General features: G+C 75.8%; 26 protein-coding genes. 18 read left to right on the top strand and 8 right to left on the bottom strand.

Annotated elements, in window-relative coordinates; genetic code table 11:
* Positions 1-97 precede the first annotated feature (97 nt).
* The gene (locus tag ACL02T_RS16535; protein WP_412831610.1) at positions 98-790 is read left to right on the top strand and encodes a class I SAM-dependent methyltransferase; all 693 of its coding nucleotides are present in this window, start codon (positions 98-100) and stop codon (positions 788-790) included.
* Positions 791-870: 80 nt separating this feature from the next.
* The gene (locus ACL02T_RS16530; protein ID WP_412831609.1) at positions 871-1,209 is read left to right on the top strand and encodes a DUF3618 domain-containing protein; all 339 of its coding nucleotides are present in this window, start codon (positions 871-873) and stop codon (positions 1,207-1,209) included.
* 86 nt (positions 1,210-1,295) lie between these two features.
* On the opposite strand, the gene bagB is transcribed toward ACL02T_RS16530, so the two are convergent.
* Positions 1,296-2,471 carry an ATPase BagB gene (bagB, locus tag ACL02T_RS16525; RefSeq protein WP_412831608.1) on the bottom strand — a complete coding sequence of 392 codons (1,176 nt, stop codon included), beginning with the start codon at positions 2,469-2,471 and terminating at the stop codon, positions 1,296-1,298.
* Complete coding sequence (bagA, locus tag ACL02T_RS16520; RefSeq protein ID WP_412831607.1) at positions 2,468-3,472, bottom strand: ATPase BagA; 1,005 nt, start codon at positions 3,470-3,472, stop codon at positions 2,468-2,470. Before bagA ends, bagB begins: the two co-directional genes overlap by 4 nt.
* A gap of 155 nt (positions 3,473-3,627) precedes the next feature.
* Between bagA and sp36 the strand changes: the two genes are divergently transcribed.
* Genes sp36 through ACL02T_RS16500 form a run of 4 tightly spaced genes read left to right on the top strand, consistent with a single transcriptional unit; the run spans position 3,628 to position 8,513 of the window.
* The gene (gene sp36, locus ACL02T_RS16515; protein ID WP_197040498.1) at positions 3,628-3,804 is read left to right on the top strand and encodes a Sp36 family protein; all 177 of its coding nucleotides are present in this window, start codon (positions 3,628-3,630) and stop codon (positions 3,802-3,804) included.
* Complete coding sequence (locus tag ACL02T_RS16510) at positions 3,801-4,259, top strand: RidA family protein (protein WP_412831606.1); 459 nt, start codon at positions 3,801-3,803, stop codon at positions 4,257-4,259. Before sp36 ends, ACL02T_RS16510 begins: the two co-directional genes overlap by 4 nt.
* Positions 4,259-4,855 carry a hypothetical protein gene (locus tag ACL02T_RS16505; protein WP_412831605.1) on the top strand — a complete coding sequence of 199 codons (597 nt, stop codon included), beginning with the start codon at positions 4,259-4,261 and terminating at the stop codon, positions 4,853-4,855. The genes ACL02T_RS16510 and ACL02T_RS16505 overlap by 1 nt, the downstream gene beginning before the upstream one ends.
* Before the next feature lie 19 nt (positions 4,856-4,874).
* The gene (locus ACL02T_RS16500; protein ID WP_412831604.1) at positions 4,875-8,513 is read left to right on the top strand and encodes a hypothetical protein; all 3,639 of its coding nucleotides are present in this window, start codon (positions 4,875-4,877) and stop codon (positions 8,511-8,513) included.
* A gap of 113 nt (positions 8,514-8,626) precedes the next feature.
* Here ACL02T_RS16500 and ACL02T_RS16495 read toward each other — a convergent pair whose 3' ends face one another.
* Positions 8,627-9,520, bottom strand: coding sequence for a Gfo/Idh/MocA family protein (locus tag ACL02T_RS16495; protein WP_412831603.1), 894 nt, complete (start codon positions 9,518-9,520; stop codon positions 8,627-8,629).
* A 114-nt stretch (positions 9,521-9,634) separates the two neighbouring features.
* Here ACL02T_RS16495 and ACL02T_RS16490 point away from each other — a divergent pair, with 114 nt between their 5' ends.
* On the top strand, positions 9,635-10,471 hold the full coding sequence (locus ACL02T_RS16490; protein WP_412831602.1) for an NUDIX hydrolase: 837 nt from the start codon (positions 9,635-9,637) through the stop codon (positions 10,469-10,471).
* A complete protein-coding gene (locus ACL02T_RS16485; RefSeq protein ID WP_412831601.1) occupies positions 10,468-11,262 on the top strand; it encodes an MBL fold metallo-hydrolase in 795 nt (264 codons plus the stop codon). Before ACL02T_RS16490 ends, ACL02T_RS16485 begins: the two co-directional genes overlap by 4 nt.
* Here ACL02T_RS16485 and ACL02T_RS16480 read toward each other — a convergent pair.
* Both ACL02T_RS16480 and ACL02T_RS16475 read right to left on the bottom strand, forming a co-directional pair.
* Entirely contained in the window at positions 11,251-12,465 is a 1,215-nt protein-coding gene (locus ACL02T_RS16480; protein WP_412831600.1) for an MFS transporter, read from the bottom strand. The genes ACL02T_RS16485 and ACL02T_RS16480 overlap by 12 nt on opposite strands.
* 37 nt (positions 12,466-12,502) lie before the next feature.
* On the bottom strand, positions 12,503-13,060 hold the full coding sequence (locus ACL02T_RS16475) for a helix-turn-helix domain-containing protein (RefSeq protein WP_412831599.1): 558 nt from the start codon (positions 13,058-13,060) through the stop codon (positions 12,503-12,505).
* Positions 13,061-13,136: 76 nt separating this feature from the next.
* On the opposite strand from ACL02T_RS16475, the gene ACL02T_RS16470 reads away from it, so the two are divergent.
* Positions 13,137-14,432, top strand: a complete 1,296-nt coding sequence (locus ACL02T_RS16470; RefSeq protein WP_412831598.1) for an alpha/beta hydrolase — start codon at positions 13,137-13,139, stop codon at positions 14,430-14,432.
* A 3-nt stretch (positions 14,433-14,435) separates the two neighbouring features.
* Here the strand turns inward: ACL02T_RS16470 and ACL02T_RS16465 are convergent, their stop codons facing one another.
* Positions 14,436-15,110 (bottom strand): Crp/Fnr family transcriptional regulator, encoded by a 675-nt coding sequence (locus ACL02T_RS16465; protein WP_412831597.1) that lies wholly within the window; start codon positions 15,108-15,110, stop codon positions 14,436-14,438.
* A 184-nt stretch (positions 15,111-15,294) separates the two neighbouring features.
* Positions 15,295-15,543, bottom strand: a complete 249-nt coding sequence (locus ACL02T_RS16460) for a hypothetical protein (protein ID WP_037041896.1) — start codon at positions 15,541-15,543, stop codon at positions 15,295-15,297.
* 202 nt (positions 15,544-15,745) lie between these two features.
* Between ACL02T_RS16460 and nth the strand changes: the two genes are divergently transcribed.
* Genes nth through ACL02T_RS16440 form a run of 4 tightly spaced genes read left to right on the top strand, consistent with a single transcriptional unit; the run spans position 15,746 to position 19,111 of the window.
* Positions 15,746-16,495: an endonuclease III gene (gene nth, locus ACL02T_RS16455; protein WP_412831700.1), complete on the top strand. Its 750-nt coding sequence runs from the start codon at positions 15,746-15,748 to the stop codon at positions 16,493-16,495.
* Between the two features lie 6 nt (positions 16,496-16,501).
* Positions 16,502-17,170, top strand: a complete 669-nt coding sequence (locus tag ACL02T_RS16450; protein WP_412831596.1) for a TlpA family protein disulfide reductase — start codon at positions 16,502-16,504, stop codon at positions 17,168-17,170.
* Complete coding sequence (locus ACL02T_RS16445; protein ID WP_412831595.1) at positions 17,167-17,889, top strand: NUDIX hydrolase; 723 nt, start codon at positions 17,167-17,169, stop codon at positions 17,887-17,889. The genes ACL02T_RS16450 and ACL02T_RS16445 overlap by 4 nt, the downstream gene beginning before the upstream one ends.
* A gap of 22 nt (positions 17,890-17,911) precedes the next feature.
* The gene (locus ACL02T_RS16440) at positions 17,912-19,111 is read left to right on the top strand and encodes a MarP family serine protease (RefSeq protein ID WP_412831594.1); all 1,200 of its coding nucleotides are present in this window, start codon (positions 17,912-17,914) and stop codon (positions 19,109-19,111) included.
* Positions 19,112-19,293: 182 nt separating this feature from the next.
* Here the strand turns inward: ACL02T_RS16440 and ACL02T_RS16435 are convergent, their stop codons facing one another.
* Entirely contained in the window at positions 19,294-20,574 is a 1,281-nt protein-coding gene (locus ACL02T_RS16435; RefSeq protein WP_412831593.1) for an adenylosuccinate synthase, read from the bottom strand.
* Positions 20,575-20,618: 44 nt separating this feature from the next.
* Between ACL02T_RS16435 and ACL02T_RS16430 the strand changes: the two genes are divergently transcribed.
* The 5 genes from ACL02T_RS16430 to ACL02T_RS16410 all read left to right on the top strand — a co-directional run bounded on the left by ACL02T_RS16430 (position 20,619) and on the right by ACL02T_RS16410 (position 24,509).
* The gene (locus tag ACL02T_RS16430) at positions 20,619-21,305 is read left to right on the top strand and encodes a hypothetical protein (RefSeq protein WP_412831592.1); all 687 of its coding nucleotides are present in this window, start codon (positions 20,619-20,621) and stop codon (positions 21,303-21,305) included.
* Positions 21,306-21,386: 81 nt separating this feature from the next.
* Positions 21,387-21,689, top strand: a complete 303-nt coding sequence (locus tag ACL02T_RS16425; RefSeq protein ID WP_412831591.1) for an urease subunit gamma — start codon at positions 21,387-21,389, stop codon at positions 21,687-21,689.
* Entirely contained in the window at positions 21,689-22,063 is a 375-nt protein-coding gene (locus tag ACL02T_RS16420) for an urease subunit beta (RefSeq protein ID WP_412831590.1), read from the top strand. The genes ACL02T_RS16425 and ACL02T_RS16420 overlap by 1 nt, the downstream gene beginning before the upstream one ends.
* On the top strand, positions 22,060-23,805 hold the full coding sequence (locus tag ACL02T_RS16415) for an urease subunit alpha (protein WP_412831589.1): 1,746 nt from the start codon (positions 22,060-22,062) through the stop codon (positions 23,803-23,805). The genes ACL02T_RS16420 and ACL02T_RS16415 overlap by 4 nt, the downstream gene beginning before the upstream one ends.
* Complete coding sequence (locus ACL02T_RS16410) at positions 23,805-24,509, top strand: urease accessory protein UreF (protein ID WP_412831588.1); 705 nt, start codon at positions 23,805-23,807, stop codon at positions 24,507-24,509. The genes ACL02T_RS16415 and ACL02T_RS16410 overlap by 1 nt, the downstream gene beginning before the upstream one ends.
* The last annotated feature ends 13 nt before the right edge of the window (positions 24,510-24,522 follow it).

Genomic DNA, 24,522 nt, shown 5'->3' with positions numbered 1-24,522 from the left:
CATGGCGGCCCTCCTGCCATCACCCGACCGGAGGACGGCCTGCTGACCGGGGCCAGTACCGTTGTCGGGTCCGCACCACCCAGCCCGGAGGACCACCGTGATCTCGACCGGCGGGGTGGGCTTCGTGGCGGGCCTGTACCGCCGCCACGCCGCCGACCTGGTCCGGGTCGTCGAGCAGCAGCGCGCGCTACCGGCCACGACGAACGGCACGGCCCGCGGCCTCGACGACCTCGAGGCCGAGATCACCTACCTGCTCGTGCGGCAGCTGCGGCCGGAGCACGTCGTGGAGATCGGCACCGCCCGCGGCCGGTCCTCGTCCTGGCTGCTGAGCGCGCTGCGGGACAACGGCAGCGGGCGTCTGGTCTCCTTCCGGCGGAACCCCCGCCCGTCGGTGGTGCCGCCCGAGCTGGCCGCGGACCGCTGGACCGTCCACACCGGCGACGTCCGGTCCCGGCTCGACTCGTTCCCGGTGACCATCGACTTCCTGCTGGTCGACGCGGCACACACCCGCCGGTTCGGCCGCTGGTACGTGCGGACGGTGTTCCCGCGGCTGGCGTCCGGCACGCCGGTCGGGGTGCACGAGGTGTACCGGGGCCGGTCGCGCTGGGTGCGGCGCGAGGGCGGCGCGGTGCTCGACTGGCTGGCCGAGCGGGACCTCCCGCACTTCACCGTGGCCCCGCGCCGGGCGCCCGAGAGCTTCGCCGCGCTGACCGACCTGCGCCGGGAGCTGGGGATCGAGGGGGCGCGTGGTCGGGCCGACAACCCGATGATCTGGTTCGAGACGCCGTAGGCCGATCGGTGGGTGCCGGGGCGCGGCAGGTGTGACACGTCCGGGACCGGTGAACACTCCGGCAACGGAAGGGGTGTGTCATGGCCGATCCGCAGAGGGACGACCGTCCGGTCGTCGACGGCACCCGCGCGACGCCGGACGAGCTGCGCGCCGAGGTCGAGCGCCTGTCCGACGGGCGCCGGCAGGAGGTCGCGGAGCTGCGCGAGGACATCGGAGCGACCATGCACCAGCTGGCGGAGCGCGTCGACGTGCCGGCCCGCGTCAAGGCGACGCTGCGCACGGTGCCGCCCACCGTATGGGCCGGAGCCGCCGGTGCCGCAGCAGCGGTCACGGGGCTGATCGTCCTGCTCAAGGCCCGCCGCGCCACGTCCCTGCGCCGCCGCCCGACGCGGCGCCACCGGCAGACCCCGGCCTCGTGAGTGGCGATGGTCGCCCCGGCGACCGTCGCCACCCACGCCGACTCGCGCTGCCAGAACCCGCGACTCGCGCTACCGGAACTCGGCGGTCACCTGAACTGGTGGATCGTGCCGGGGGAGGCGGGAAGGGCCTCGTCCTCCGCGGCCAGCCGCTCGCCGACCTCGCGCAGGCCGTCGAGGTCGCTGATGTCGCCGGCCACCGCGGGCACCCGCACCACCGGCACGCCCGGGTGGGCGCCGGAGAAGCGGGCGAGCAGGCGCTCCTCCCGCTCGGCGAGGTCCACCCGGTCCGCGTGCAGCCGCAGCACCGCACCGGCCAGCCGCGACGAGCCGGCGTTCTCCGCCGCAGTCCGGGCGCGGGCCGCGGACAGCGGCGCCAGCACCGGGTGCGTCCGGTTGAGGACGAGCCCGGCCAGGGGCATCTCCTCGCCCGCCAGCCGGTCGACGAAGTACGCGGCCTCCCGCAGGGCGTCGGGCTCCGGGGAGGCGACGACGACGAACGAGGTCCCCGGCGACCGCAGCAGCTCGTAGGTCTTGGTCGCGCGCTCGCGGAACCCGCCGAACATGGTGTCGAAGGCCTGCACGAACGCCGAGGCGTCGGCCAGCAGCTGCCCGCCGAGGATCGTCGAGACCGCTTTCGCGAACAGTCCGAACCCGGCGCCGACGATCTTGCGCAGGCCCCGGCCGCCCGCCCGGGCCGGTGAGCTGAGCAGCCGGATCATGCGGCCGTCGAGGAAGGTCGACATCCGCTGCGGGGCGTCGAGGAAGTCCAGCGCCGACCGCGACGGCGGGGTGTCCACCACGATCAGGTCCCACTCGCCGCGGGCGCAGAGCTGCCCCAGCTTCTCCATCGCCATGTACTCCTGCGTGCCGGAGAACGACGTGGAGATCGTCTGGTAGAAGGGGTTGGCGATGATCTTCTCCGCCCGGTCCGGGGCGGCGTGGGCGTACACCATCTCGTCGAAGGTGCGGCGCATGTCCAGCATCATCGCCTGCAGCGAGCCGCCCTCCGCGGACCCGCCGAGGCCCGGGACGCTGCCCGGCTCGTTGCTGAGCTCGTCCAGACCGAGGGCCTGCGCCAGCCGCTTGGCCGGGTCGATGGTGAGCACCACGACCGTGCGGCCGCGGTCGGCCGCGCGCAGGGCCAGGGCCGCGGCCGTGGTCGTCTTGCCGACGCCGCCCGAGCCGCAGCAGACCAGGATCCGGGTGTCCGGGTCGTCGAGCAGGGCGTCGACGTCGAGGGCCGGCGGAGTCGCGGGGCTCACCGGCGCACGCCCTGCTCACAGAGGTGCTCGGCCAGCTCGTAGAGCCCGCCGAGGTCGACCCCGCCGAGCAGCTGCGGCAGCTCCAGCCGCAGGACGTCGCCGGCCTCCCGCGCCAGCCGCTCCCCGGCCGCGGCCTCGGCCGCCACCCGGACCGCGTGCTCGACGGTCTCGGCCACCAGCCCGTCGATCACCTCCGGCGGCAGGTCGAGACCGGCCGTGGCGAGCCCGGACCGGATCCGCCCCGCGTCGACCCGGCCGTGCGCGGCGGAGGCCACCGAGCGGTCCGGCAGCCACTGCTCCCGCGCCCGGTTGACGACGACGGAACCGACCCGCAGGTCGGCGGCGCGCAGCTCGCGCACGGCGTCGAGGGTCTCGGTCACCGGCAGGTCCTCCAGCAGCGTGACGAGGTGGACCATCGTGCGGTCCGAGTGCAACAGCTCGACCACGCCCTCGGCCTGGCTGTGGATGGGGCCGGTGCGGGCGAGCTCGGCCATCGCGCGGGTGACGTCGAGGAAGGTCACCAGGCGACCGGTCGGCGGGGCGTCGAGCACCACGGCGTCGTAGGCGGGCCTGCCGTTCTCCCGCCGCGAGACGGTCTCCTTGACCTTGCCGGTGAGCAGCACGTCCCGCAGGCCGGGCGCGAGGGTGGTGGCGAACTCGATCGCGCCCATCCTGCGCAGCGTCCGGCCGGCGACGCCGAGCTTGTAGAACATCTCGAAGTACTCGAGCAGCGCGGCCTCGGCGTCGACGGCCAGGGCGCGGACCTCGCCGCCGCCGGGCGCGACGGCGATCCGGCGCTCCTCGTAGGGCAGCGGGGCGGTGTCGAAGACCTGGGCGATGCCCTGCCGGCCCTCGACCTCCACGAGCAGGGTCCGGCGGCCGCGCGAGGCGAGCGCCAGGGCGAGCGCCGCCGCGACCGTCGTCTTCCCCGTCCCGCCCTTGCCCGAGACCACGTGCAGTCGGGCCGCCCACGGATCGGGGGCCCCGGCGGATGACGTCACGCCACCAGCGTACGGAGCAGTGCGGCGAGCGGCTCGTCCGAGCGGACCGCGTCACGTGCCCGCTCCCCGCCGGTCCGTCCGGGGACGCCCGCTCGTCGCAGACCGGGCCCTCCGGCCCGCTACCGGGTGACGGCGCCGGGCTACAGTCCCGGCTCATGACCTCCCCGGCCGTCACCAGGTGGGAATACCTGAACGCCCCGCTGTTGATCCACAACACCAAGGCGATCCTCGACAACTTCGGCCGGGACGGCTGGGAGTTGGTCTCGGTCGTCCCCGGCGCCACCCCGGAGAACCTGATCGCGTTCTTCAAGCGCCCGGTGCAGCAGTCGTGACCACCCCCACGCAGCGGCTGGCCGAGCTCGGCCTCGAGCTGCCGACCGTGGCGGCACCCGCCGGTTCGTACATCCCGGCCAAGGCCTCGGGCTCGCTCGTCTTCACCGCCGGCCAGGTGCCCTTCGTCGACGGCACGCTCCCGAAGGCCGGCAAGGTCGGCGCGGAGGTCACCGCCGAGGAGGCGAAGGACCTCGCCCGGATCTGCGCGCTCAACGCGCTCGCCGCCGTCGACGCGCTCGTCGGGCTGGACAACGTCAAGGGCGTGGTCAAGGTCGTCGGGTTCGTGGCGTCCGCCCCCGGGTTCGGCGGCCAGCCGGGCGTGGTCAACGGCGCGTCGGACCTGCTCGCCGAGGTGTTCGGCGACTCGGGTGCGCACGCCCGCTCCGCCGTCGGCGTCGCCGAGCTGCCGATCGACGCCCCGGTGGAGGTCGAGCTGATCGTCGAGGTCGCGTAGTGGAGGCGGCCGCGGCCCACGAGCTGCTCGTCCGGCTCGCCGGACGGCTGCCCGACGACGTCCTCTGGCGGCTGCGGGACTGGCTCGCCGCCGGTGCGGCGGCGCCGGTCGGTGCGCTGCTGCCGCGCGCCCTGCTGCGCAACCGGATCGGGATCACGGACGCCGAACGCACCCTGCTCGCCGCCACGGCGGGCGAGAACCGCCTGGTCGACGCCGTCCTCCCGCTGCACACGCCGGACGCTCCCCATCCGGCGTTCGCGGCGGGTCCCGAGCTGCCCGATCTCGCCGTGCTGGGCGCGCGGGCCGTCGTGGCCGGGCACCCCGGCACGCAGGAGGTGCGGCACGCGCGCCGCGGCCGGCACGGCGAGCAGCGGGTGCTCCTCGTCCTGGGCGCCGGACGCGCCTGGGAGCTGACCGGCACCCTGCAACGGCTGCTGCGCGTGCACGGCGACCGGACGCCCTGCGTCGAGGTGCTCCCCGCCGGGCTGGAGCCCCCCGCCTACCACCAGGCCGCCATCGTCGGGTCCCGCTCCGTGTGGACGCGGCCCGGCGCCGAGACCGAGTTCGCGACGCCGGCCCTCTCCGGCGCGAGCTGACCGAAAGAAGGAGGGCCCGGTGTCGGCCCCACCTGCCCCGAGCACGCATCACCTGCTGCTGGCCCTGGCCGGCCGGGTCGACGACGACCTGCTGGCCACCGCCCGCGAGCTCGTCGCCATCGGCGAGGAGCCGCAGGCGCTGGAGATCCTCGTCGCGACGCTGGTCGCCGACCGCACCGCCCTCCCCGCCCCGCTGCGGTCCGAGGTCGTGGAGCTGGCCCGCCGGCGGGCGATCGAGCTCGACGCCGACGGCCTCCTCGCCCGCGCCGCCGGCTCGCTGGACGGCACCCGGCACGTCTTCGGCGCCGGTCCGGCCGGTGCCGACGAGCGGATCGCCGAGCTGCTGATCTCGCCGCCGCCCGGCTCGACGGTGCGGCTGACCTGGCGGATGACGCCCGCGGGGGCCGCGCCGGGGCCGGTGCCGCACCCGGTGGTGCTGGTGGAGCTGTCCGGCCCGGGCATCGCGCCCGAGGTCGTGTCGTACCGGCTCGGAGCGCACCTGCTGCGGTCCGGCCTGCCGGCTTCGGTGGAGGCCTACACGCCCGCCGACGCGCTCCCCGCCTACCAGCGCGCCGCGCTGGAGCGGGCGCGGGAGGTCGGGGCACCGGCGGGTGTCGTCCCGGCCGCGGAACCCGACGAGGTGGGTGCCGCAGCCGGCTCGGGCGAGCCGCCGTCCGCGCGGGCGGCCGGTTCCGGCCGTGGCGAGACGTTCGAGGGCAGTGGGCCGTCGGGCGCCCGGGAGGCGCCGGGCCGGTCCGGCGGGCCCCGGCCCGGTCCGGCGGACGCGTCGTCGCGGCCCTCGCCGTCCCCGCGGCCGGGGCCCGCCGACCCGGGCACCCGTCCGCCGTTCCCGCGGCCGGCCCTCGGCCGGCCGATGACGAGTTCGCGGCCGCCGGCCGCGTTCCAGCCGCTGCACCCGCAGCCCGACGGACCTCCCCCCGGGCCTGCGGTCCCGAGGCACGACGCGGAGCCGGGCAGCGCCCGGCCCGAGGGGACACCTCCCGCCGAGGCGCACCCCGGGTCGGCACCCCTGCCCGAGCCCGCCGGGCCGCCCGTCGACCGGCCCCGGCCGCGCCCGGTCCCGGTCCCGGTCCCGCACGGCACCGGTCCGCACCCCGACGGTTCACGGCCCCCGCTCGGGCCGGTCGAGATGCCGCCGGACGAGCCGCGGACCACTCCCTTCGAGCGCACGCGGGCGTCCCGCCGCTCCGGCCCCGCGCTGAGCGTGGTTCCGCCCACGCCGGGCCACGAGCCGCCGAGCGCACCGCGCCACGGTCCCGTCACCCGCCCGACCCCGGTCGTCCCCGCCGACGCCGGCCTTCCCGCCGGGCCTGCGCCGGACCACGAGGACCTGGAGGAGGACCCGCCCGTCCTCGCCTCGATGCGCGACCCGTTGAGCGGTCCGCTGCGCGAGCCGCTGCTCGACGCCCGGCTCGACCGGGCCGAGACCGGCCCGCTACCGGTCGTCGGCCCCGCTGCCGAGCAGGGATCGCCGGCCGTCGACGGGCGCGCCCCGGCCGCGCCGGACGAGGACGCCGGTTCGCCCGGTGTGGCGGAGGAGGAGCGGGCCGGATCCTCCGACGTGCGACGGGTCGCTCGGGACGAGGCGGCCCCGCGGGCCGAGGCGCGGGCCGCCGACCCGGGTGGGAAGCAGGCGATCTCTCCGGGCGGGGGACAGGCAGCCGCACCCGGCGGGGGACCGGCAGTCGCGTCCGGCGGGGACCAGGCGACGGCGCCGGGCGGGGAACAGGCAGCCCTGCCGACCGAAGCACAGCCGCCGGCTCAGGCCGAGGCACAGCCGCCGGCTCGGGCCGAGGCACAGCCGCCCGCTCGGGCCGAGACCGAGCCGGAGGATCCGGACGAGGTGCCCGGGAGGCGGCGCCGCCGACGCGCCGAGGAGCCGCAGCGGGAGCCCACCGCGGAGTGGACGCGCGAGTGGACCTCCGGCGCGTGGGCGATGCCCGCAGCGGGTCCGCACCCCGCGTCCGGGTACCCGGCAGCTGATCAGCCGGTGGGCCGCAGTGCCTCCGCGCCCCACGAGGACATCACCGATCCCACCGGCCGGTCCAGCGACGAGATGCCGCCGCCAGCCGGGGCCGGTGCGGCCTTCGCCGCTCCGATGCGGGTCGGCTCGCACGAGCCCGGCGGCCCCCGCACGATCGAGCAGGCGCATACCGACGAACCGGCCGACGCCGACCCGGCCGGACCTGGCGACCGCCCCGGCACGACCGGCCCCGAGGGCCAGGACCGCGGTGGGGAGCGGGCCGACGCCGTCGATCCGGCGGCGTCGGGCCGCGGCGGGCGTCGTCGTGCCGACGCACGGCACAGCGGCTCGGAGTTCCCGAACGGCTCGGACCTGTTCGGACCGCGGGACGCCACCGGCCGCCGCTCCGGCGGTCCGGAGTCGCTCGGCGGGCTGCTCGACCGGTCGAACGGCACCCGGCACCCGGTCCCGACCCGGGACGGGCTCGCCGCCTCGCCCGCGGCCGTGGAGCCCGAGGCCGACCGCACCGACGACCCGCGGCACGGCCCCCTGCGGATCGACCCGCTCGACCCGCTGGGCTCGGCGGCCGCCGCCGACGAGGACCGCACGGGCCGGGGCAGCGCAGGCGGCCATCAGGCAGCGGACGGCCCCGCGAGCCGACCGGGACAGGAGTTCGCGACGAACGACCGTCCGGCACCGGCCGAGAATTCCGACGGCAGTGGTCCCGGCGCCCGGCCGCGCGCGAGCACGGCTCCCACGAACGGGGGCACCGGCATCCCCGCCGCGCCACGGGGCGGCACTCTCCCCGGCTCGGGCCCGGACGAGGACATGGCCGGCTCCCGCCTGGGCGGCGAGGGCCCCGGCTCGCGGGGAGGCGGCGACGCCCCCGGGCCGGTCCTCGGCGGCGAGGCAGGCGGCACGCGCCGGAGCGAGGACGCACCCGCCCCCCTCTCCGGCGGCGAGGCACCGGACGCAGAAAGCCCCGGTCTCCGCCGCGGCAGCTCCCCGGCCTCCGGCAAGCCCACCGTCGGTGATGCAGCCGACGACCCGGCCGTGGCGGGCGACGAACCCCCCACCGGCCGCCGCGCCGCGAGGAACGGGGCGCCGACGATCCGTCCGGTCCCGGGCGGCCGTCGGCGCGCCCGGCACCGCCCGGACGACGCGGAGCCGGACCCGTGGGGCTTCGTGACCGACGACGCCGGCGCCGCCACCACTCCGGACGCCGCACCGCGCCCCGAGGAGGGGCCGCAGGACCGGTCCGACGGCATGCCGCCGCCCCGGCCGGTGCCGCGCACCATCCCGCGCATCCGCCGGTCCGCCGAGCAGCCCGTCAGCGGGCTGTTCGGTCCCGGCGAGGTGCCGCCCAGCCGTCCGGACGACCCCTTCGGCACGGGGGCCAGGTCGGTTTCCGACCGCGACGACGCGGAGCCGGGCGGCGGGACGGCCCCCTACAGCACCACCGACCCCGTCGGTGACGCCGAGACCTCCACCCCTGCGCCGGCGCCCGGGCCGCAGAACCCGCCGTCGGGCCCTTCACCGGGAGCGCAGTCGTCGTTGTCCAGCCGTGAGCAGGACCTGCTGCGCCTGCTCCAGCAGGAGCTGGCGGTCCGCGAGTCGTCGCCGGAGCGTCGCAACGGTTCCGGTCCCTACGACCCGCCGGACCTGGCGGGCTGAACGTCCGCACGAGCCGGGCCCGCACGGTCGGGCCCGGCCGTGCACGTCCGGAACCGGGACGTCAGGGCCCTCCCGGACGCCGCGAACCGCACCGACGTCCCGCCGGGAGCGCCCTATCCGCGGGCCAGCTCCTCGGCCCGGGCGAGCACCCGCTGCACGTGCAGGGCGCGGGCGGCGGAGTACGGGCCGTCCGCGCGGCCGCCGCCGATCGCGTCGAGCAGTTCGTCGAGCAGGACGGCGTAGGAGGCGGTGGCGTCGGCGGGACGGTCGGTGAGGACGTGCCGCCCGACCGAGCCGAAGGCCGTCACCTCCATCTCGGTCGGGTCGACCGGCAGCGCGAGCGAGAGCGAGAGGGTGCTGCGGGCACCGCCGACGTGTCGGAGCCCGACGCGCCACAGGTCCTGCTCCCCGGCGTGCGCGAACTCGACCGCGACGACCTCGCCGAGCGCGGTGTCGAGCAGGTCGACCAGGTGCGGGCCGATGTCGAGCAGGGCGCCCCGCTCGGCCCGCCACGCCGACGCCGAGTACGGGCCGCCGAGCAGCGCCCCGGAGAGCCAGCGGGCGGTGGCCGCCGTGTCGGGGCCGGCGGGTTCCGCCGGGAAGCCGGCGAGCCAGGCGCGGACCGGCGGATGGAAGCGCAGGGTGAACACCGTCGTCGAGCAGACGCCGGCCTCGGTGATCGCGGCGGCGACCCGCTCCGCAGCCGGCAGGGTGTCGGCGAGCGGCTTGTCCAGGATCAGGTGTTTCCCGGCGGCCGCCGCCCCCGGCGCGAGCGTCCCCTGCACGGCGGGCGGCACGGCGAAGGCGACGGCGTCGACCGCCTCGAGCAGCTCGTCGAACTTTGGGTACGGCCTGCCTCCGTGCAGCGCGGAGATCTCACGAGCGGGTTCCGCCCGGCGGGTCCAGACGCCCGCGAGCTCCACCCCGGGATGGGCGGCGAGGGCGGGGGCGTGCACGGAGCGGGCCCACGGCCCACCCCCGACGAGTCCGACGCGCAGCTGGTCCACGGCCCCATCCTGCCCGGGGCCGCCGCCCCCGCGCCCGCACCGTCTCCTGCGTCCGGGTGGCGGGTGGCGTTCTTCACTCCCGGCCACCGGGACCCGTCGGGTTAAGGTCCGGGCGTGAGCGTCGCCGGGGACAACACGACCAACGGAGCCGCGCAGCCGAAGCCGGCCGCGACCGTGCTGCTGCTGCGCGACGACCCGGCGCCCCCGCCCGGACGCGCGCCGCTGCAGGTCTTCCTGCAGCGCAGGGTGAAGCAGATGGCCTTCGCGGGCGGCATGACCGTGTTCCCGGGCGGCAGCGTCGACCCCTCCGACGTGCCCGAGGCCGAGCGCTGGGCCGGCCCCGACCCCGCCGAGTGGGCCGGGCTGCTCGGCGTGTCGCCGCAGGTCGCCGGTCAGGCCGTCTCCGCGGCGGTGCGCGAGCTCTTCGAGGAGACCGGCGTCCTGCTCGCGGGCCCACCCGGTGGCGAACCCGGCTCGCTCACCTCGCAGGCCCCGTTGTGGCGCAAGCAGCTCGTCGAGCACACGATCTCCCTGGCCCAGGTGCTGGTCGACTCGGGCTACGTGCTGCGCTCGGACCTGCTGCGGAGCTGGGCACACTGGGTGACCCCGCCGCAGGAGGGCCGCCGCTACGACACGCTCTTCTTCGTCGCCGCGATGCCCGCCGGCCAGGAGGCCGACGCCCACACGACCGAGGCCGTCGAGGCGGCCTGGTGGCACCCGGAGGCGGCGCTGGAGGCGTTCGACACCGGCGAGATGACCTTGATGCCGCCGACCCTGCTCTCGGTGCGCGACCTCACCGCCTTCGGCACCACGGCGGAGGCGCTGGCGGGGTGCACGGGCCGCGACCTGACCCCGGTGCACCCCCGGTTCCGCGAGGACGACGAGGGCGTCCGTTACGTGATCCTCCCGGACGGGTCCGAGCACCGGTTCCTTCCCGTGCGACCGGCGTGACCGCTCCCGCGTACGGCGAGCTCCGCGAGGTCACCCCCCTGGTCTCGGTGCTCCTGCAGAACAACCCCGGGCCGATGACGCTCGAGGGCACCAACACGTGGATCCTGCGGGCGCCCGGGGTGGAGGAGTGCGTCGTCGTCGACCCGGGTGAGGCGGACGACGAGGAGCACCTCGCGCGGGTGGCCGCGCAGGGGCCCGTCGCCCGCATCCTGCTGACCCACCGCCATCACGACCACAGCGGCGCGGCGCGCCGGCTCGCCGAGCTGACGAAGGCGCCGGTGCAGGCCCTGGACCCGAGCCTCGTGCTGGGCTCGGAAGCCCTGGCCGACGGCGACGTCGTCGCCGCCGCCGGCCTGGAGCTGCGCGTGGTGGCGACACCGGGGCACACCTCGGACTCGACGTCGTTCCTGGTCGAGGGCCCGGGGCAGGACGGGCCGCCGCCCCTGCTGGCCGGCGACATGATCCTCGGCCACGGCACCACGGTGATCGCCCACCCGGACGGCGCGCTCGCCCCGTACCTGACCTCGCTGGACTGGTATGCCGACCTGCCGGCCGGCACGACCGTGCTGACCGGCCACGGCCCCGAGCTGCCCGACGCCGCGGCCGTCGCGAAGCACTACCGCGAGCACCGCCACCAGCGGCTGGACCAGGTCCGCGAGGCCCTGCGCACCCTGCCCGGGGACGCGACGCCGCGCCAGGTCGTCGAGGTGGTGTATGCCGACGTCGACGAGCGGCTGTGGGACGCCGCGGAGCTGTCGGTGAGGGCCCAGCTGGACTACCTACGCGGCTGAGGGCGTGCCCTCGATCGTCCGGCGCCGCGCCCAGAGCGCGGCGCCGACGAGCAGCCCGGCCGCGCCCCCGGTGAGGAACGCGCCGGCGGCACCGGTCGCCTCCACCACGACCCCGGCCAGGGACTGCCCGACCGCGGCGCCCACGGTGATCGCCGTGACCACCCAGCCGAACGCCTCGGTGGCCGCGCCGCGGGGCGCCACCACCTCGACGACGAGCGAGTGCCCGGTGGTCTGCGGGGTGATGAGTCCGCCCGCGGCCAGCATCGCGAGGACCAGCAGCAGGAGCGAGTCCGCGGCACCCGCGAGCCACATCGCCAGCACCAGCACGCCGAACCCGGCCACCAGCACCGGCATCCGCAGGTGCAGCGCCCGCGGCCACGGCCGCATCCCGTAGAGCACGCCGACCAGCACCGACGTGACCGACCAGGCGGAGAGCAGCGCGCCGCCCAGCCACGGCTCGCCGAGAGCCGTGGCGACCGCGGGCACCCCGACCTCGACCGCGCCGACGACGAGCCCGAAGCCCAGCCCGGCCAGCGCGATCGTCCGCATGCCCGGGCTCGCGATCGCGCCCCACGGCGACCCGCCGGCCGACGGGAGCGGCAGGCTGCCCCGCACGGGCCCGCTCAGGGCGAACCCCACCGCGCCGATGACGGTCGCGACCACGGCCACGGCGGTGCCCGTCCCCGGCCACGGCAGGGAGGCCAGCAGCGCGGCCACACCCGGCCCGAGGACGAAGAAGACCTCGAGGCTGATCGCCTCGTAGCTGTACGCGGCCTCGCGGCGCGGGCCGGCCGGCACCAGCCGTTCCCAGAGGGCCCGGGAGGCGCCGGGCATGGCGGGCATGACCAGCCCGGTGAGCAGCGCGACCCCGACGACCACGGGCAGCGCGACCCGCGTCTCGACCGCCGTCACGAGCCCGCCGGCGCTCAGCAGGAACAGGAGGGCGACCGCCAGCAGCACGCCCGAGGGCCCCCGCCGGTCCATCAGCCGGCCCTGCAGCACCGACCCGACGGCGACGCCGATCAGCGAGCCCGCCGAGACGGCACCCGCGACCGCGAACGACCCGGTCTCGCGCTGCACGTAGAGCAGCGTGGCGAAGCTGAACATGGCGACCGGGAACCGCCCCACCGCGGAGGTGAGGACGGGCACGGCCGCACCGGGGGCGGTGACGGCGGCGCGGTAGTCGGCGAGCGAGACGGACACGGGTCGAGGATCGCACATTCTGGTACGGGCGTACCAGTTATGTCGGTGCCGCCACACATGGTGGATCCGGGAACAGGACCGTCGCCAGGTGCACCCGACGCCGTCCGCCGCCCTCGCCGCACGCCCGGTACGGGGCCAGGGCCGCCCGCAGGTCCTCGGTGAGCGCGGCGAGCTCGGCTTCCGTGAGCCAGAACGCGGCGGTCCGGAAGCCGTGCACCTCGCGGGCGAGCGCCTCCGGCGAGTCCGGGAGCGTGTCGAGGAACCGCTCGTAGCCCGCGGCCAGGGCGGCGAGGAACGCGGTGAGGGCCTGCTTGGCCGACTCCGGCGTCATCCGTGCGGCCTCCTCGGGCCCGACGTCCACCACGCCGTCGCGCAGGGCGTAGGTGCGCTCCACGGAGCCGCGGACCCGGTGCTCGTCGACGATCTCCAGCGCACCACCCTCGACCAGCCGCGCGACCTGCCGGTACAGCGTCGCGACGGGAACGTCGGACAGCTCGTCGCGCAGCTGGCCGGTGGTGCACCTGCGGCCGCCGAGCAGCGCACGCACGACCCGCATGCGCACCGGGTGCAGCAGCAGGTCCGGTCGGGCCGGCATCTCCTCACCACCGTTCTCATCTATGATAACGTTCTCTTCGACGGTAACAGACGCTCCGTCGACAGGAGGTCCACGAGTGGCCCGCACGGTTCCGGTACGCCTGGAGGGCGACCGGCTCGTCGTCGCCCCGACCCGCGGCCAGCGGCTCGCCGGCCTGATCCGTGGGGTCTCGGTCCCGCTCGGGGCGATCGGCGACGTCCGCGTCGTCCCGGACGCCCGGGGCGCCCTGCGGGGCATCCGGGCCCCCGGCCTCGCCGTCCCGCGCCGCACGTACATCGGCACGTGGCGGCGCCGCGGCCACCGCGAACTCGTGATCGCCCGGGCCGGCGCTCCCGCCCTGCGGATCGAGCTGACCGGTTCCCGCTACGACGCGATGCTGCTCGGCACGGCCGATCCCGACGGGCTGGCCGCCCGCATCCGGGACCGGCGGACCCACGCCCCCCAGATCGTCGTCGACTCCGACGGCGAGCGGCTGGCCGGGACGCTCCGCCTGCCGGCCGCGCGCACCGGCCCGGTGCCGGCGGTCCTGCTGCTGCCGGGCTCCGGGCCGCTCGACCGCGACAGCGACCACCGCCGCGCGACGCTCGGGGTGACCCGCCTGCTGGCCGACGCGCTGGCCGACGCCGGTGTCGCCTCGCTGCGGGTCGACAAGCGCGGGACGGGCGCGAGCACCGGGGACTTCTTCCGCACCGGCTTCCTCGACACCACCCGCGACGCGGAGGCGGCACTCGCCGCGCTGGCCGCGCGTCCGGAGGTCGACGCGCAGCGGATCGTGGTCGCCGGGCACAGCGAGGGCGCCTTTCACGCCGTCGCCCTCGGTGCCGAGCACGGCGAGCTCGCGGGGGTCGTGCTCCTGTCCGGGGCGGCCCACCCGGCGGAGGAGGTGCTGCGCTACCAGGGCCGGGCCGTCCTGGGGACGCTGCCGGGCCCGGTGCGGGCGCTGCTCCGACTGGCGCGGATCGACGTCACGGCGCTGCAGCGCAAGCGGATCACCGCGCTGCGCGCGACCACGACCGACGTCACCGGCCACGGGCCGCTGCGCACCAACGCCCGCTGGTTCCGGGAGTTCCTCCAGGCCGATCCCCGGCCGCAGGTCGAGCGGCTCGCGCCGCTTCCCGTGCTCGCGGTGACCGGCGAGCGGGACGTCCAGGTCGACCCGGCCGACGCCGAGCTGATCGCCCGGCTCACCGGGGGCGAGGCCTACCGCGCCCCCGGCGTGACCCACCTGCTGCGGCGCACGCCGGACGCGGGCGGGCCGTCGACCTACCGCCGGCAGTCCGCCGAGCCCCTCGCGGAGGACGTGGTCGAGCGGGTGGTCGGCTTCGTCCGGCGCGTGACCGAGCGGCCACGCGCGGCGGACGAGCAGGGGTAGGCTCTACCGGGCCCGGCGGGCGAGCCGCTCGGGCTCGAGGATCAGCACGCTCTTGCCCTCGAGTCGCAGCCAGCCGCGGTGCGCGAAGTCCGCCAGCGCCTTGTTGACGGTCTCGCGGGAGGCGCCGACGAGCTGGGCGATCTCCTCCTGGGTCAGGTCGTGCGTCACGCGGAGCAGGCCGGACTCCTGGGAGCCGAACTGGCGGGCCAGCTGCAGCAGCGACTTGGCCACGCGGCCGGGCACGTCCGTGAAGATCAGGTCCGCCAGCATGTTGTTGGTGCGGCGCAGCCGACGCGCCAGCACCCGCAGCAGCTGCTCGGCGATCTCCGGGCGCTTGCCGATCCACTCGCGCAACGCGGCGCGGTCCATGCTGAAGGCGCGCACCTCGGTGACCGTGGTGGCCGAGGAGGTGCGGGGGCCGGGGTCGAAGATCGACAGCTCGCCGAACATGTCCGACGGGCCCGCAACCATCAGCAGGTTCTCGCGGCCGTCGGGGGACTTCCGGCCGATCTTCACCTTGCCGCTGCCGATGATGTAGAGCCGGTCGCCCGGCTCGCCCTCGCTGAAGATGACGTGCCCACGCGGGAACTCCACGGGCTCCAGGGCCTGCGCCAACACCTCGGCGGCGTGCGGCTCCACGCCCTGGAAGATCCCTGCCCGGATCAGAACATCGTCCACAACACCTGCTCCTGTCCACACCCGCCGCAGCCACGCGGCGGATCATCGGCGCGCCAGTCTAAGGGGTCGCTCCGCACAGTGTGACGAGACGACGTGCGAACACCGTGCCCGGATGGGGAATCCGGCACGGCGGACCGACCCGTTCGGCCCCCCTCCCCGCCCGGCCCGTTCCGGGCCGATCGGGCTACGAGGACACTTTACTCCGGCGTGTCCCGCGCCTTCCGCCCCGGTTGCGCAGCCGGAACAGCTCGAGCGCGCGGACGGTGCCCTGGCGGAACAGGGCACGCACCTCGTCGGGGCGGGGACGCTCGAGCAGCTCGTCGAGCTCGTCCTGCCGCACGGTGGACTCCCGCATCCGGGACTCCACGCGCTCCATGCCGAGCGCGAAGAACATCACCAGGAGCGGTACGAGGACGGCTAACCAGGCAGTCATGTCGCCGTCGATGATGGCGCACCCCGGGCACCCCGGCCGCACCGGGGGCTCCGCGTGTCGCGATCGATGCACGATCGAGACGTGTCACCTGCGGCACCCCTCCGCGACGCTCCGTGCCGTGCCGCGGGCTGTCGGTGGGCCGCCGTAGTCTCGTCGTGTGACCACCACACTCCGGCGTCCCACCAGCCGTGAGGTCGCGAAGCTGTCCGCGCGGATCGCCGCCGGCGAGAGCCCGATCGGCCGCGCCCGTCGGGTCGGGCGCATCCTGCGGGCGCTCGCCGTCGCGTATCCCGACGCGCACTGCGAGCTGGACTTCACGAACCCGCTCGAGCTCGCCGTCGCCACGATCCTGTCCGCGCAGTCGACCGACAAGAAGGTCAACGAGATCAGCCCGGCGCTCTTCGCGCGCTACCGCACCGCGGCGGACTACGCCGGCGCCGACCGCACCGAGCTGGAGGAGTACGTCCGGCAGACCGGCTTCTACCGGAACAAGGCCACCGCGCTGATGGGCCTGGGCGCCGCGCTGGTCGAGCGGTTCGACGGCGAGGTCCCGGGCCGACTGGAAGATCTCGTCACCCTGCCGGGAATCGGCCGCAAGACCGCCAACGTCATCCTCGGCAACGCGTTCGGCGTCCCCGGCATCACCGTCGACACCCACTTCGGCCGGCTCGTCCGTCGCTGGGGCTGGACGGGCGAGGAGGACCCGGTGCGGGTCGAGCACGAGGTCGGCGCCCTGATCCCCAAGCGGGACTGGACCATGGCGTCGCACTACGTGATCTTCCACGGGCGCCGGGTCTGCCACGCGAAGAAGCCGGCCTGCGGCGCGTGCACGCTGGCGATGGACTGCCCGTCGTTCGGGCTCGGGCCGACCGATCCGGTCGCGGCGGCGGTGCTGGTCAAGGGTCCCGAGGCACCGCACCTGCTGCAGCTCGCCGGGCTGGGCGGGGGCTGACGCGCGATGGGCCCGTTGACCTCGGAGCGCCGGGCCGCGCTGCGCCGGCACCGGTCGGAGCTGGTCAGCACGGTGGTGGTCCTGGCGCTGGTGGTGGTCGGGGTCGTCGCGCTCTGGCCGCGCGACCCCGCCCCGGCCGACCGCACCCCGGCCGAGACCGTCGGGAGCACCGCGGACAGGGCCGCCGACCCCGTCCGGCTCGCCGACCTGCGCGCGCGGGCGGACCTGCCGCCCTGTCCGGCGGGCAGCGGCGGGGCGGGCCCGCTGGCCGGGATCGTGGTGCCCTGCCTGACCGACGGCGCCCCGGTGGACGTCGGCGGTGCGCTCGCCGGCCGGCCGGCCCTGGTCAACGTGTGGGCCTCGTGGTGTGCGCCCTGCCGCGAGGAGCTGCCCGCCATCGCCGGCTACGCCGCCCGGCCGGACGCCGTGCCCGTGCTGCTCGTCGACATCCAGGACACCGACCCCGCAGCACTGGAGCTGCTCGCCGAGATCGGCGTGCGGCTGCCCTCGGTCACCGATCCGGAGGGCGCGCTGCGGGCCGCCCTGGCGGTGCCGCCGGCCATCCCGGCCAGCTACGTCGTGCGCGCGGACGGGTCGGTCGCCCGGGTCGACCCGCCGGTGCCGTTCGGGTCGGCCGACGACGTGGCCGCGGCGGTGGGCAAGCTGTCCTCATGACCGACGTGCACCCGGAGGCGGCACCCGCCTTCCTGGAGCCGCTGCTGGGCTCGCTCGACAGCGTCGAGGCGTTCGACCTCGCCCCGCACCGCGTCCCACCGCCCGCGGGCGGACCGCGGGCCGCCGTGCTGATGCTCTTCGGCGAGGGCCCGGAGGGGCCGGACGTGCTGCTGGTCGAGCGCGCCTCCACGCTGCGCAACCACGCCGGTCAGGTCGCCTTCCCGGGCGGCCGGATCGACCCGGGGGACACCGGGCCGCTCGGCGCCGCGCTGCGCGAGGCCGAGGAGGAGACCGGGCTGGACCCCGCAGGCGTCGTGCCGTTGGCCCTGCTGCCCGAGCTGTTCATCCCGCCGTCGGGGTTCGTGGTGACCCCGGTGCTGGCGTACTGGGCCGAGCCGAGCGCGGTGCACGCCGTCGACGCGGCGGAGACCGCCGCCGTCGTGCGGGTGCCGGTGGCCGACCTCGTCGACCCGGCGAACCGCGTCACCGTGTTCCACCCCAGCGGGCACCGCGGGCCCGCCTTCCTGGTGGCGGGGGTGCTCGTGTGGGGTTTCACCGGGGGCCTATTGTCCGGCCTGTTGGATCGCGCGGGATGGGCGCATCCCTGGGACGAGTCCCGGGTCGTGGACCTGGGCGCGGCGTGGTCGGCAGCTCGCTCGGCACGCGGTGGCGACCGGAACGGACGCCGACAGGGCGGGCAGGAGGCTGCGGGCACGTGAGGCGGATCTCCGGGGGCGGGCGATGAGCTGGGTCGACGTCGCGGTCGTCGTCCTCGCCCTGATCGCGGCGGTGTCGGGCTGGCGGCACGGGGTGGCGGTCGCGCTGCTGTCCTTCGTCGGCGTGCTCGGCGGCGCCATCCTCGGCGTCCGGGCGGCGCCGCTGCTGGTCGCGGACATCCAGGCGCAGACCACGCGGATCATCGTGAGCATCGTGGTGGTCGTGCTGCTGGTCGCGCTCGGCGAGACGCTCGGGGTGTACCTGGGCCGCCGGATCCGGGACCGCATCCGCGGCGAACGCTTCCTCGCGGTCGACTCCACGCTCGGCGCGGTCGTCCAGGCCGCCACGGTCGTGATCGCCGCGTGGCTGGTCGCGCTGCCGCTGGCCTCGGCGAGCTTCCCCGGGCTGGCCGCGAGCGTGCGCCAGTCCGAGGTGCTCCAGGGCGTCGACTCGGTGATGCCGGACCAGGCCCGCTCGCTGCCGGCCGAGCTGCGCACGCTGCTCGACCGCTCCGGCTTCCCCGACGTGCTGAGCCCCTTCCAGACCACCCCGGGGATCCAGCAGGTCGGGCCGCCGGACCCCGCGCTGCTCACCCTGCCGATCGTGTCCGAGGTGCGCGGCAGCGTGCTCAAGGTGCACGGCCGCGCCCCCTCCTGCCAGCGGCAGCTGGAGGGCACCGGGTTCGTCGTCGCCCCGCAGCGGGTCATGACCAACGCGCACGTCGTCGCGGGCACCACGGACACCACGGTCGAGGTCACCACCTCGTCGAACCGCGTCCGCCAGCTCGACGCCCGGGTGGTCGGCTACGACCCGGAGATCGACGTCGCAGTGCTGGCCGTGCCGGACCTCGAGGCCGACCCGTTGTCCTTCGCGCAGGCCCCGGCGAGCCCGGGCGACGACGCGATCATCCTCGGCTACCCGCTCGACGGCCCGTACACGATCTCCGCGGGCAAGGTGCGCGACCGGATCCAGCTGCGCGGGCCGGACATCTACGACGCCAACACCGTGACCCGGGACGTCTACACCGTCCGCGCGAAGGTCCAGTCCGGGAACTCGGGCGGCCCGATGATCGCGCCGGACGGCCAGGTGCTGGGCGTGGTGTTCGGGGCGGCGCTCGACGACTCCGAGACCGGCTTCGTGCTGACCGCGGCCCAGGTGGAGCAGGCGCTCGGGCGGGCGCCGGGGCTCACCCGCTCCGTCGACACCGGCTCGTGCGCCGCGTGACGGACGGCGACGGGGTGCCCGAGGGGTTCGTGCACCTCCCCGCCTCGGCGTTCGTCGAGCCGTTGAGTGGCTCGAGCTCGTCACGAGCCTGGACCGGGTCGGCGGCCGCACCGTGTTCACGTCGTGCCGGGTGCGCGCGGGCGACCGGTTGGTCGCCCGCGGCTCGGTGATCCTGGCGCGGGTCAGACCTCGCGGGTGATCGTCTGGTCCCGACCCGGTCCGACGCCGATCGCCGAGACCGGGGCCCCGGTGAGCTCCTCGATCCGGTGCACGTAGTCCCGCGCCGCCGCCGGCAGGTCGTCGAACTCCCGGACGCCGGAGATGTCCTCGAACCAGCCCGGCATCTCCTCGTACACGGGCACGGCGTGGTGGATGTCCGTCTGGGTCATCGGCATGTCGTCGACGCGCTTGCCGTCGACCTCGTAGGCCACGCAGATCGGCACCCGCTCCAGCGAGGAGAGCACGTCGAGCTTCGTGAGGAAGAAGTCCGTGATGCCGTTGACGCGCTGGGCGTAGCGGCCGATCACGGCGTCGAACCAGCCGCAGCGCCGCGGGCGGCCGGTGGTCACCCCGACCTCGCCGCCGGTCTTGCGCAGGTACTCGCCCGACGCGTCGAACAGCTCGGTCGGGAAGGGGCCGGAGCCGACGCGCGTGGTGTAGGCCTTGAGGATCCCGATGACGCGGTCGATCCTGTTCGGCCCGATGCCCGAGCCGACCGCGGCGCCGCCGGCCGTGGGGTTCGAGCTGGTCACGAAGGGGTAGGTGCCGTGGTCGACGTCGAGCAGGGTGCCCTGGGACCCCTCGAGCAGGATCGTCTCGCCCGCCTCGAGCGCCCGGTTGAGCAGCAGCCGGGTGTCGGCGATGCGGTGCCGGAAGCCGTCGGCCTGTGCCAGCACGGTCTCCACGACCTCGTCGACGTCGAGGGCCCGGCGGTTGTAGACCTTGACCAGCACCTGGTTCTTGAAGGCCAGGGCGGCCTCGACCTTCTGGTGCAGGATCTTCTCGTCGAGCACGTCGGCCACCCGGACGCCGACGCGGGCCACCTTGTCCTGGTAGGCCGGGCCGATGCCGCGCCCGGTGGTGCCGATCTTGGACTTGCCCAGGAAGCGCTCGGTCACCTTGTCGATGGCGATGTGGTACGGCATGATCAGGTGCGCGTCCGCGCTGATCATGAGCCCGCTCGTGTCCACCCCGCGCTTCTCCAGCCCGGCCAGCTCCTCCAGCAGCACGCCCGGGTCGACCACCACCCCGTTGCCGATCACGTTCTTGGCGCCCGGAGTGAGGATCCCGGAGGGGATGAGGTGCAGCGCGAAGTCCTGCCCGTCCGGCAGCACGACGGTGTGGCCGGCGTTGTTGCCGCCCTGGTACCGCACCACCCACTGCACGGACCCGCCGAGCAGGTCGGTGGCCTTGCCCTTGCCCTCGTCGCCCCACTGGGCACCGATCAGCACGATCGCCGGCATGTGAAACTCCAGTCCTGGCTTGCGGCGGGAGGGTGACCGATCAGGTGGCTTCGATCGATCAGGAACTGGTGCTGCTGACCTGTGGCGACAGGCCGGTGCGCCGTTTCCCGTTCCACGGTAGCCGCCCGGCGGCGCGGCTCGGACGGGTGCCCGCCGTACTGGCGCACGTCCCGGCGGTCTCGGTGCCGGCGCGGCCGGGCAAGGAGGACGTCGACCCGGTGCTCGCCGAGCGGGCCCCGCGTCGGGTGATCGTCCACGGCGACGACGCCGACCTCGCGGCCGTGCTCGTCCGGCTGCTGCGCCGGGACCGGCTCGACGTCGAGGTGGCGTTCGTGCCCACCGGCCGGCGCTCGGCCGCCGCGGTCGCCTGGGGGCTCCCGCGCGACGCGGCCGCCCTCGCCCTCGACGCCCCCGCCCGGCCCACGCCGCTGATCCGGGACGACGCCGGCGGCGTGCTGGTCGGGCGCGGCGTGCTGCGGGACGTGGAGGGCGAGTCGTACTGCGACGACACGTTGGTGCTGCGCGGCCGGGTGCGCCGGCTGGTCGCGGTGCCGGGGCCCGGCGGTGTGTCGGCGCTGCCGGGGAAGGGGGTGCGCGCGGCCACCGGCCGCGCCCTGCAGATCGGGTCCACCGGCGCCCGGGTCGAGACCGACGGCGTGCCGCACCCGCGGCCCGCCCCGCGCTGGACCTGGTACCGGCACACCTCGGACTGGCTGCTCGTCCGCCCGTGACCTGGGCGGGACGTCCCGAGCGCGTCCGGTAACACCTCCCGCGAAACGGTGCGGAAACATCCGGGCCGTAGAACTGTCGCCATGCAACTGAGCCCCCAGGAGCGCGACAAGCTCCTCGTGCACGTCGCCGCGGACGTGGCGCGGGCACGCCAGGAGCGCGGCCTGCGCCTGAACTACCCGGAGGCGGTGGCGCTGATCACCGATCACGTCCTGGAGGGCGCGCGGGACGGCCGCACGGTCGCCGAGCTGATGACCAGCGGGCGCGAGGTGCTCGGCCGCGAGCAGGTGCTGGACGGCATCCCCGAGATGATCGACTCGGTGCAGGTGGAGGCCACGTTCCCGGACGGCACCAAGCTCGTCACCGTCCACTCCCCGATCGTCTGATGGCCGGCGGCGGAACCTCCGGGGGCTGGGCCCCCGGCCAGATCATCCCGGGCGCGGAGCCGGTCGAGCTGAACCCGGGACGCGAGCGGACCACGCTCGTCGTCACCAACACCGGGGACCGGCCCGTGCAGGTCGGCTCGCACTTCCACTTCGCCGCGGTCAACCCCGGCCTCGCCTTCGACCGCGTCGCCGCGTGGGGCACCCACCTCGACATCCCGGCCGGGACGAGCGTCCGGTTCGAACCGGGTGTCGAGAAGGAGGTCGTGCTCGTGCCGCTCGCCGGGAAGCGGCGGGTGCCGGGGCTGCGGGCCGAGTACGCCGGCGACCTGGACTCCCGCACCGCCGAGCCGAGCGAGAGGAGCTACGGGGCGTGAGCAGTACTCCACCGACCCCGCCGACTCCGTCGGCCGCCGGCCCCCGGATCGAGCGCGGTCGCTACGCCGACCTCTTCGGCCCGACCACCGGCGACCGGATCCGGCTGGCCGACACGAACCTGCTGATCGAGGTCACCGAGGACCGCTCGCGCGGTGCCGCGTCGGGGGACGAGGTGCTGTTCGGCGGCGGCAAGGTCATCCGCGAGTCGATGGGCCAGTCGAGCGTGACCTCCGCCGAGGGCGCGCCGGACCTGGTGATCACCGGTGCGGTGATCCTCGACCACTGGGGCGTGGTGAAGGCCGACGTCGCGGTGACGGAGGGCCGGATCACGGGGATCGGCAAGGCGGGCAACCCGGACACGATGGACGGCGTCGACTTCGTCATCGGCCCGTCGACCGAGGTCCTCTCCGGCAACGGCAAGATCCTCACCGCGGGCGGCATCGACGCGCACGTCCACTTCATCACCCCGGGCCTGGTCGACACCGCGCTGGCCTCCGGCCTCACCACGTTGTGCGGCGGCGGAACCGGACCGGCGGAGGGCACCAAGGCCACCACCGTCACCCCCGGACCGCGCAACCTCGGCCGGATGCTGCAGGCGCTGGACCACCTGCCGATCAACGTGCTGCTCATGGGCAAGGGCAACACGGTCAGCGCCGACGCCCTGTGGGAGCAGCTGCGCGCGGGCGCCGGCGGGTTCAAGCTGCACGAGGACTGGGGCACCACCCCCGCCGCGATCGATGCCTGCCTGCGGGTGTGCGAGGAGTCCGGGGTGCAGGCCGCGATCCACACGGACACCCTCAACGAGGCCGGCTTCCTCGAGTCGACGCTGGAGGCCGTCGCCGGCCGGTCGATCAACGCCTTCCACACCGAGGGCGCGGGCGGCGGGCACGCCCCGGACATCATCGAGGTGGTCGGCACGGCGAACGTGCTGCCGTCGTCGACCAACCCGACCCGGCCGCACACCGTCAACACGCTCGACGAGCACCTCGACATGCTGATGGTCTGCCACCACCTCAACTCCTCGGTGCCGGAGGACCTGGCCTTCGCCGAGAGCCGCATCCGGCCGACCACCATCGCCGCCGAGGACGTCCTGCACGACCTGGGCGCGATCTCGATGATGAGCTCGGACTCGCAGGCCATGGGCCGGATCGGCGAGGTGATCAGTCGCACCTGGCAGACCGCGCACGTGATGAAGGAGGCCCGCGGCGCGCTGGCGGGCCCGGCGGACAACCTGCGGGCGCAGCGGTACGTCGCGAAGTACACGATCAACCCGGCGATCGCGCACGGCATGGGCTCGCAGCTCGGCTCGGTCGAGCTCGGCAAGCTCGCCGACCTGGTGCTGTGGGAGCCGAAGTTCTTCGGCGTGCGGCCCGACGTCGTGGTCAAGGGCGGGTTCATCGCCTGGGCCGCGATGGGGGACGCCAACGCCTCCATCCCCACGCCGCAGCCGGTCCTCGCACGCCCCCAGTTCGGCGCCGCGCCGCTGGTGGCCGCGGCGACCTCGCTGAACTTCGTGGCGTCCGTCGCCCTCGACGGCGGCCTGGACGGGCTCGGCCTGACCAAGGCGGCGGTGGCGGTCGACGACACGCGGTCGGTCACCAAGGCGGCCATGCTGCTCAACGACGCGACGCCCGCGGTGAAGGTCGACCCGGACTCGTTCGAGGTCCGGATCGACGGCGTGGTCGTCGAGCCCGCCCCGGTGTCCGAGCTGCCCCTGGCCCAGCGGTACTTCCTCTTCTGATGGGTCTCGCGTCCCTGGTGCTCGCCGACGCCCGCTTCCCGGGCGGCGGGCACGTGCACTCAGGCGGGCTGGAGGAGGCGGTCTCCCGCGGCCTGGTCCCGGACGTCGCCTCCCTCGAGGGATTCCTCCTGGGGCGGTTGCGGACCGCCGGCCTCGTCGCCGCTGCCTTCGCCGCGGCCTCCGTGGTCGTGAGCGGCGATAGCCGCCATGGCGACTATCGCCACTCACGGGGGGGCTGGGCGGAGCTGGACGCGGAGCTGGAGGCCCGGACGCCCAGCGCGGCGCAGCGGGAGGCCTCGCGGGCGCAGGGGCGGGGGACGTTGCGCGCGGCGCGGACCGCGTGGCCGTCGCCCGTGCTCGACGACCTGGTCGCCGTCCATCCCCGGCCGCACCATCCGCTGCTGGCCGGGGCCGTGTGCGGGATCGCCGGGGAGCCGCCCGAGGACGCCGCGCGCTGCGTCGCCTACCTGGCGGTCTCCGGGCCCGCGTCCGCGGCGGTGCGACTGCTCGGGCTCGACCCCTTCGCCGTCAACGCCGTGCTGGTCCGGCTCGGTCCGACGCTCGACGCCGTCGTGGGCGAGGCGGTGTCCGCGGCCGACGGCCCCCCGTCCGACCTGCCCGCGCCGAGCGCCCCGGTGCTCGACCTCATGGCGCAGGCCCACGTCGACCAGCACCGCGGACGTCTGCGGTTGTTCGCGTCCTGACCCCCACGAACGG

Source organism: Pseudonocardia oceanicola (genome assembly GCF_047200735.1).
Lineage (GTDB): Bacteria > Actinomycetota > Actinomycetes > Mycobacteriales > Pseudonocardiaceae > Pseudonocardia.
Note: the sequence above shows the minus strand (reverse complement) of the source record. Positions and strands in the feature narration are given on the sequence as shown.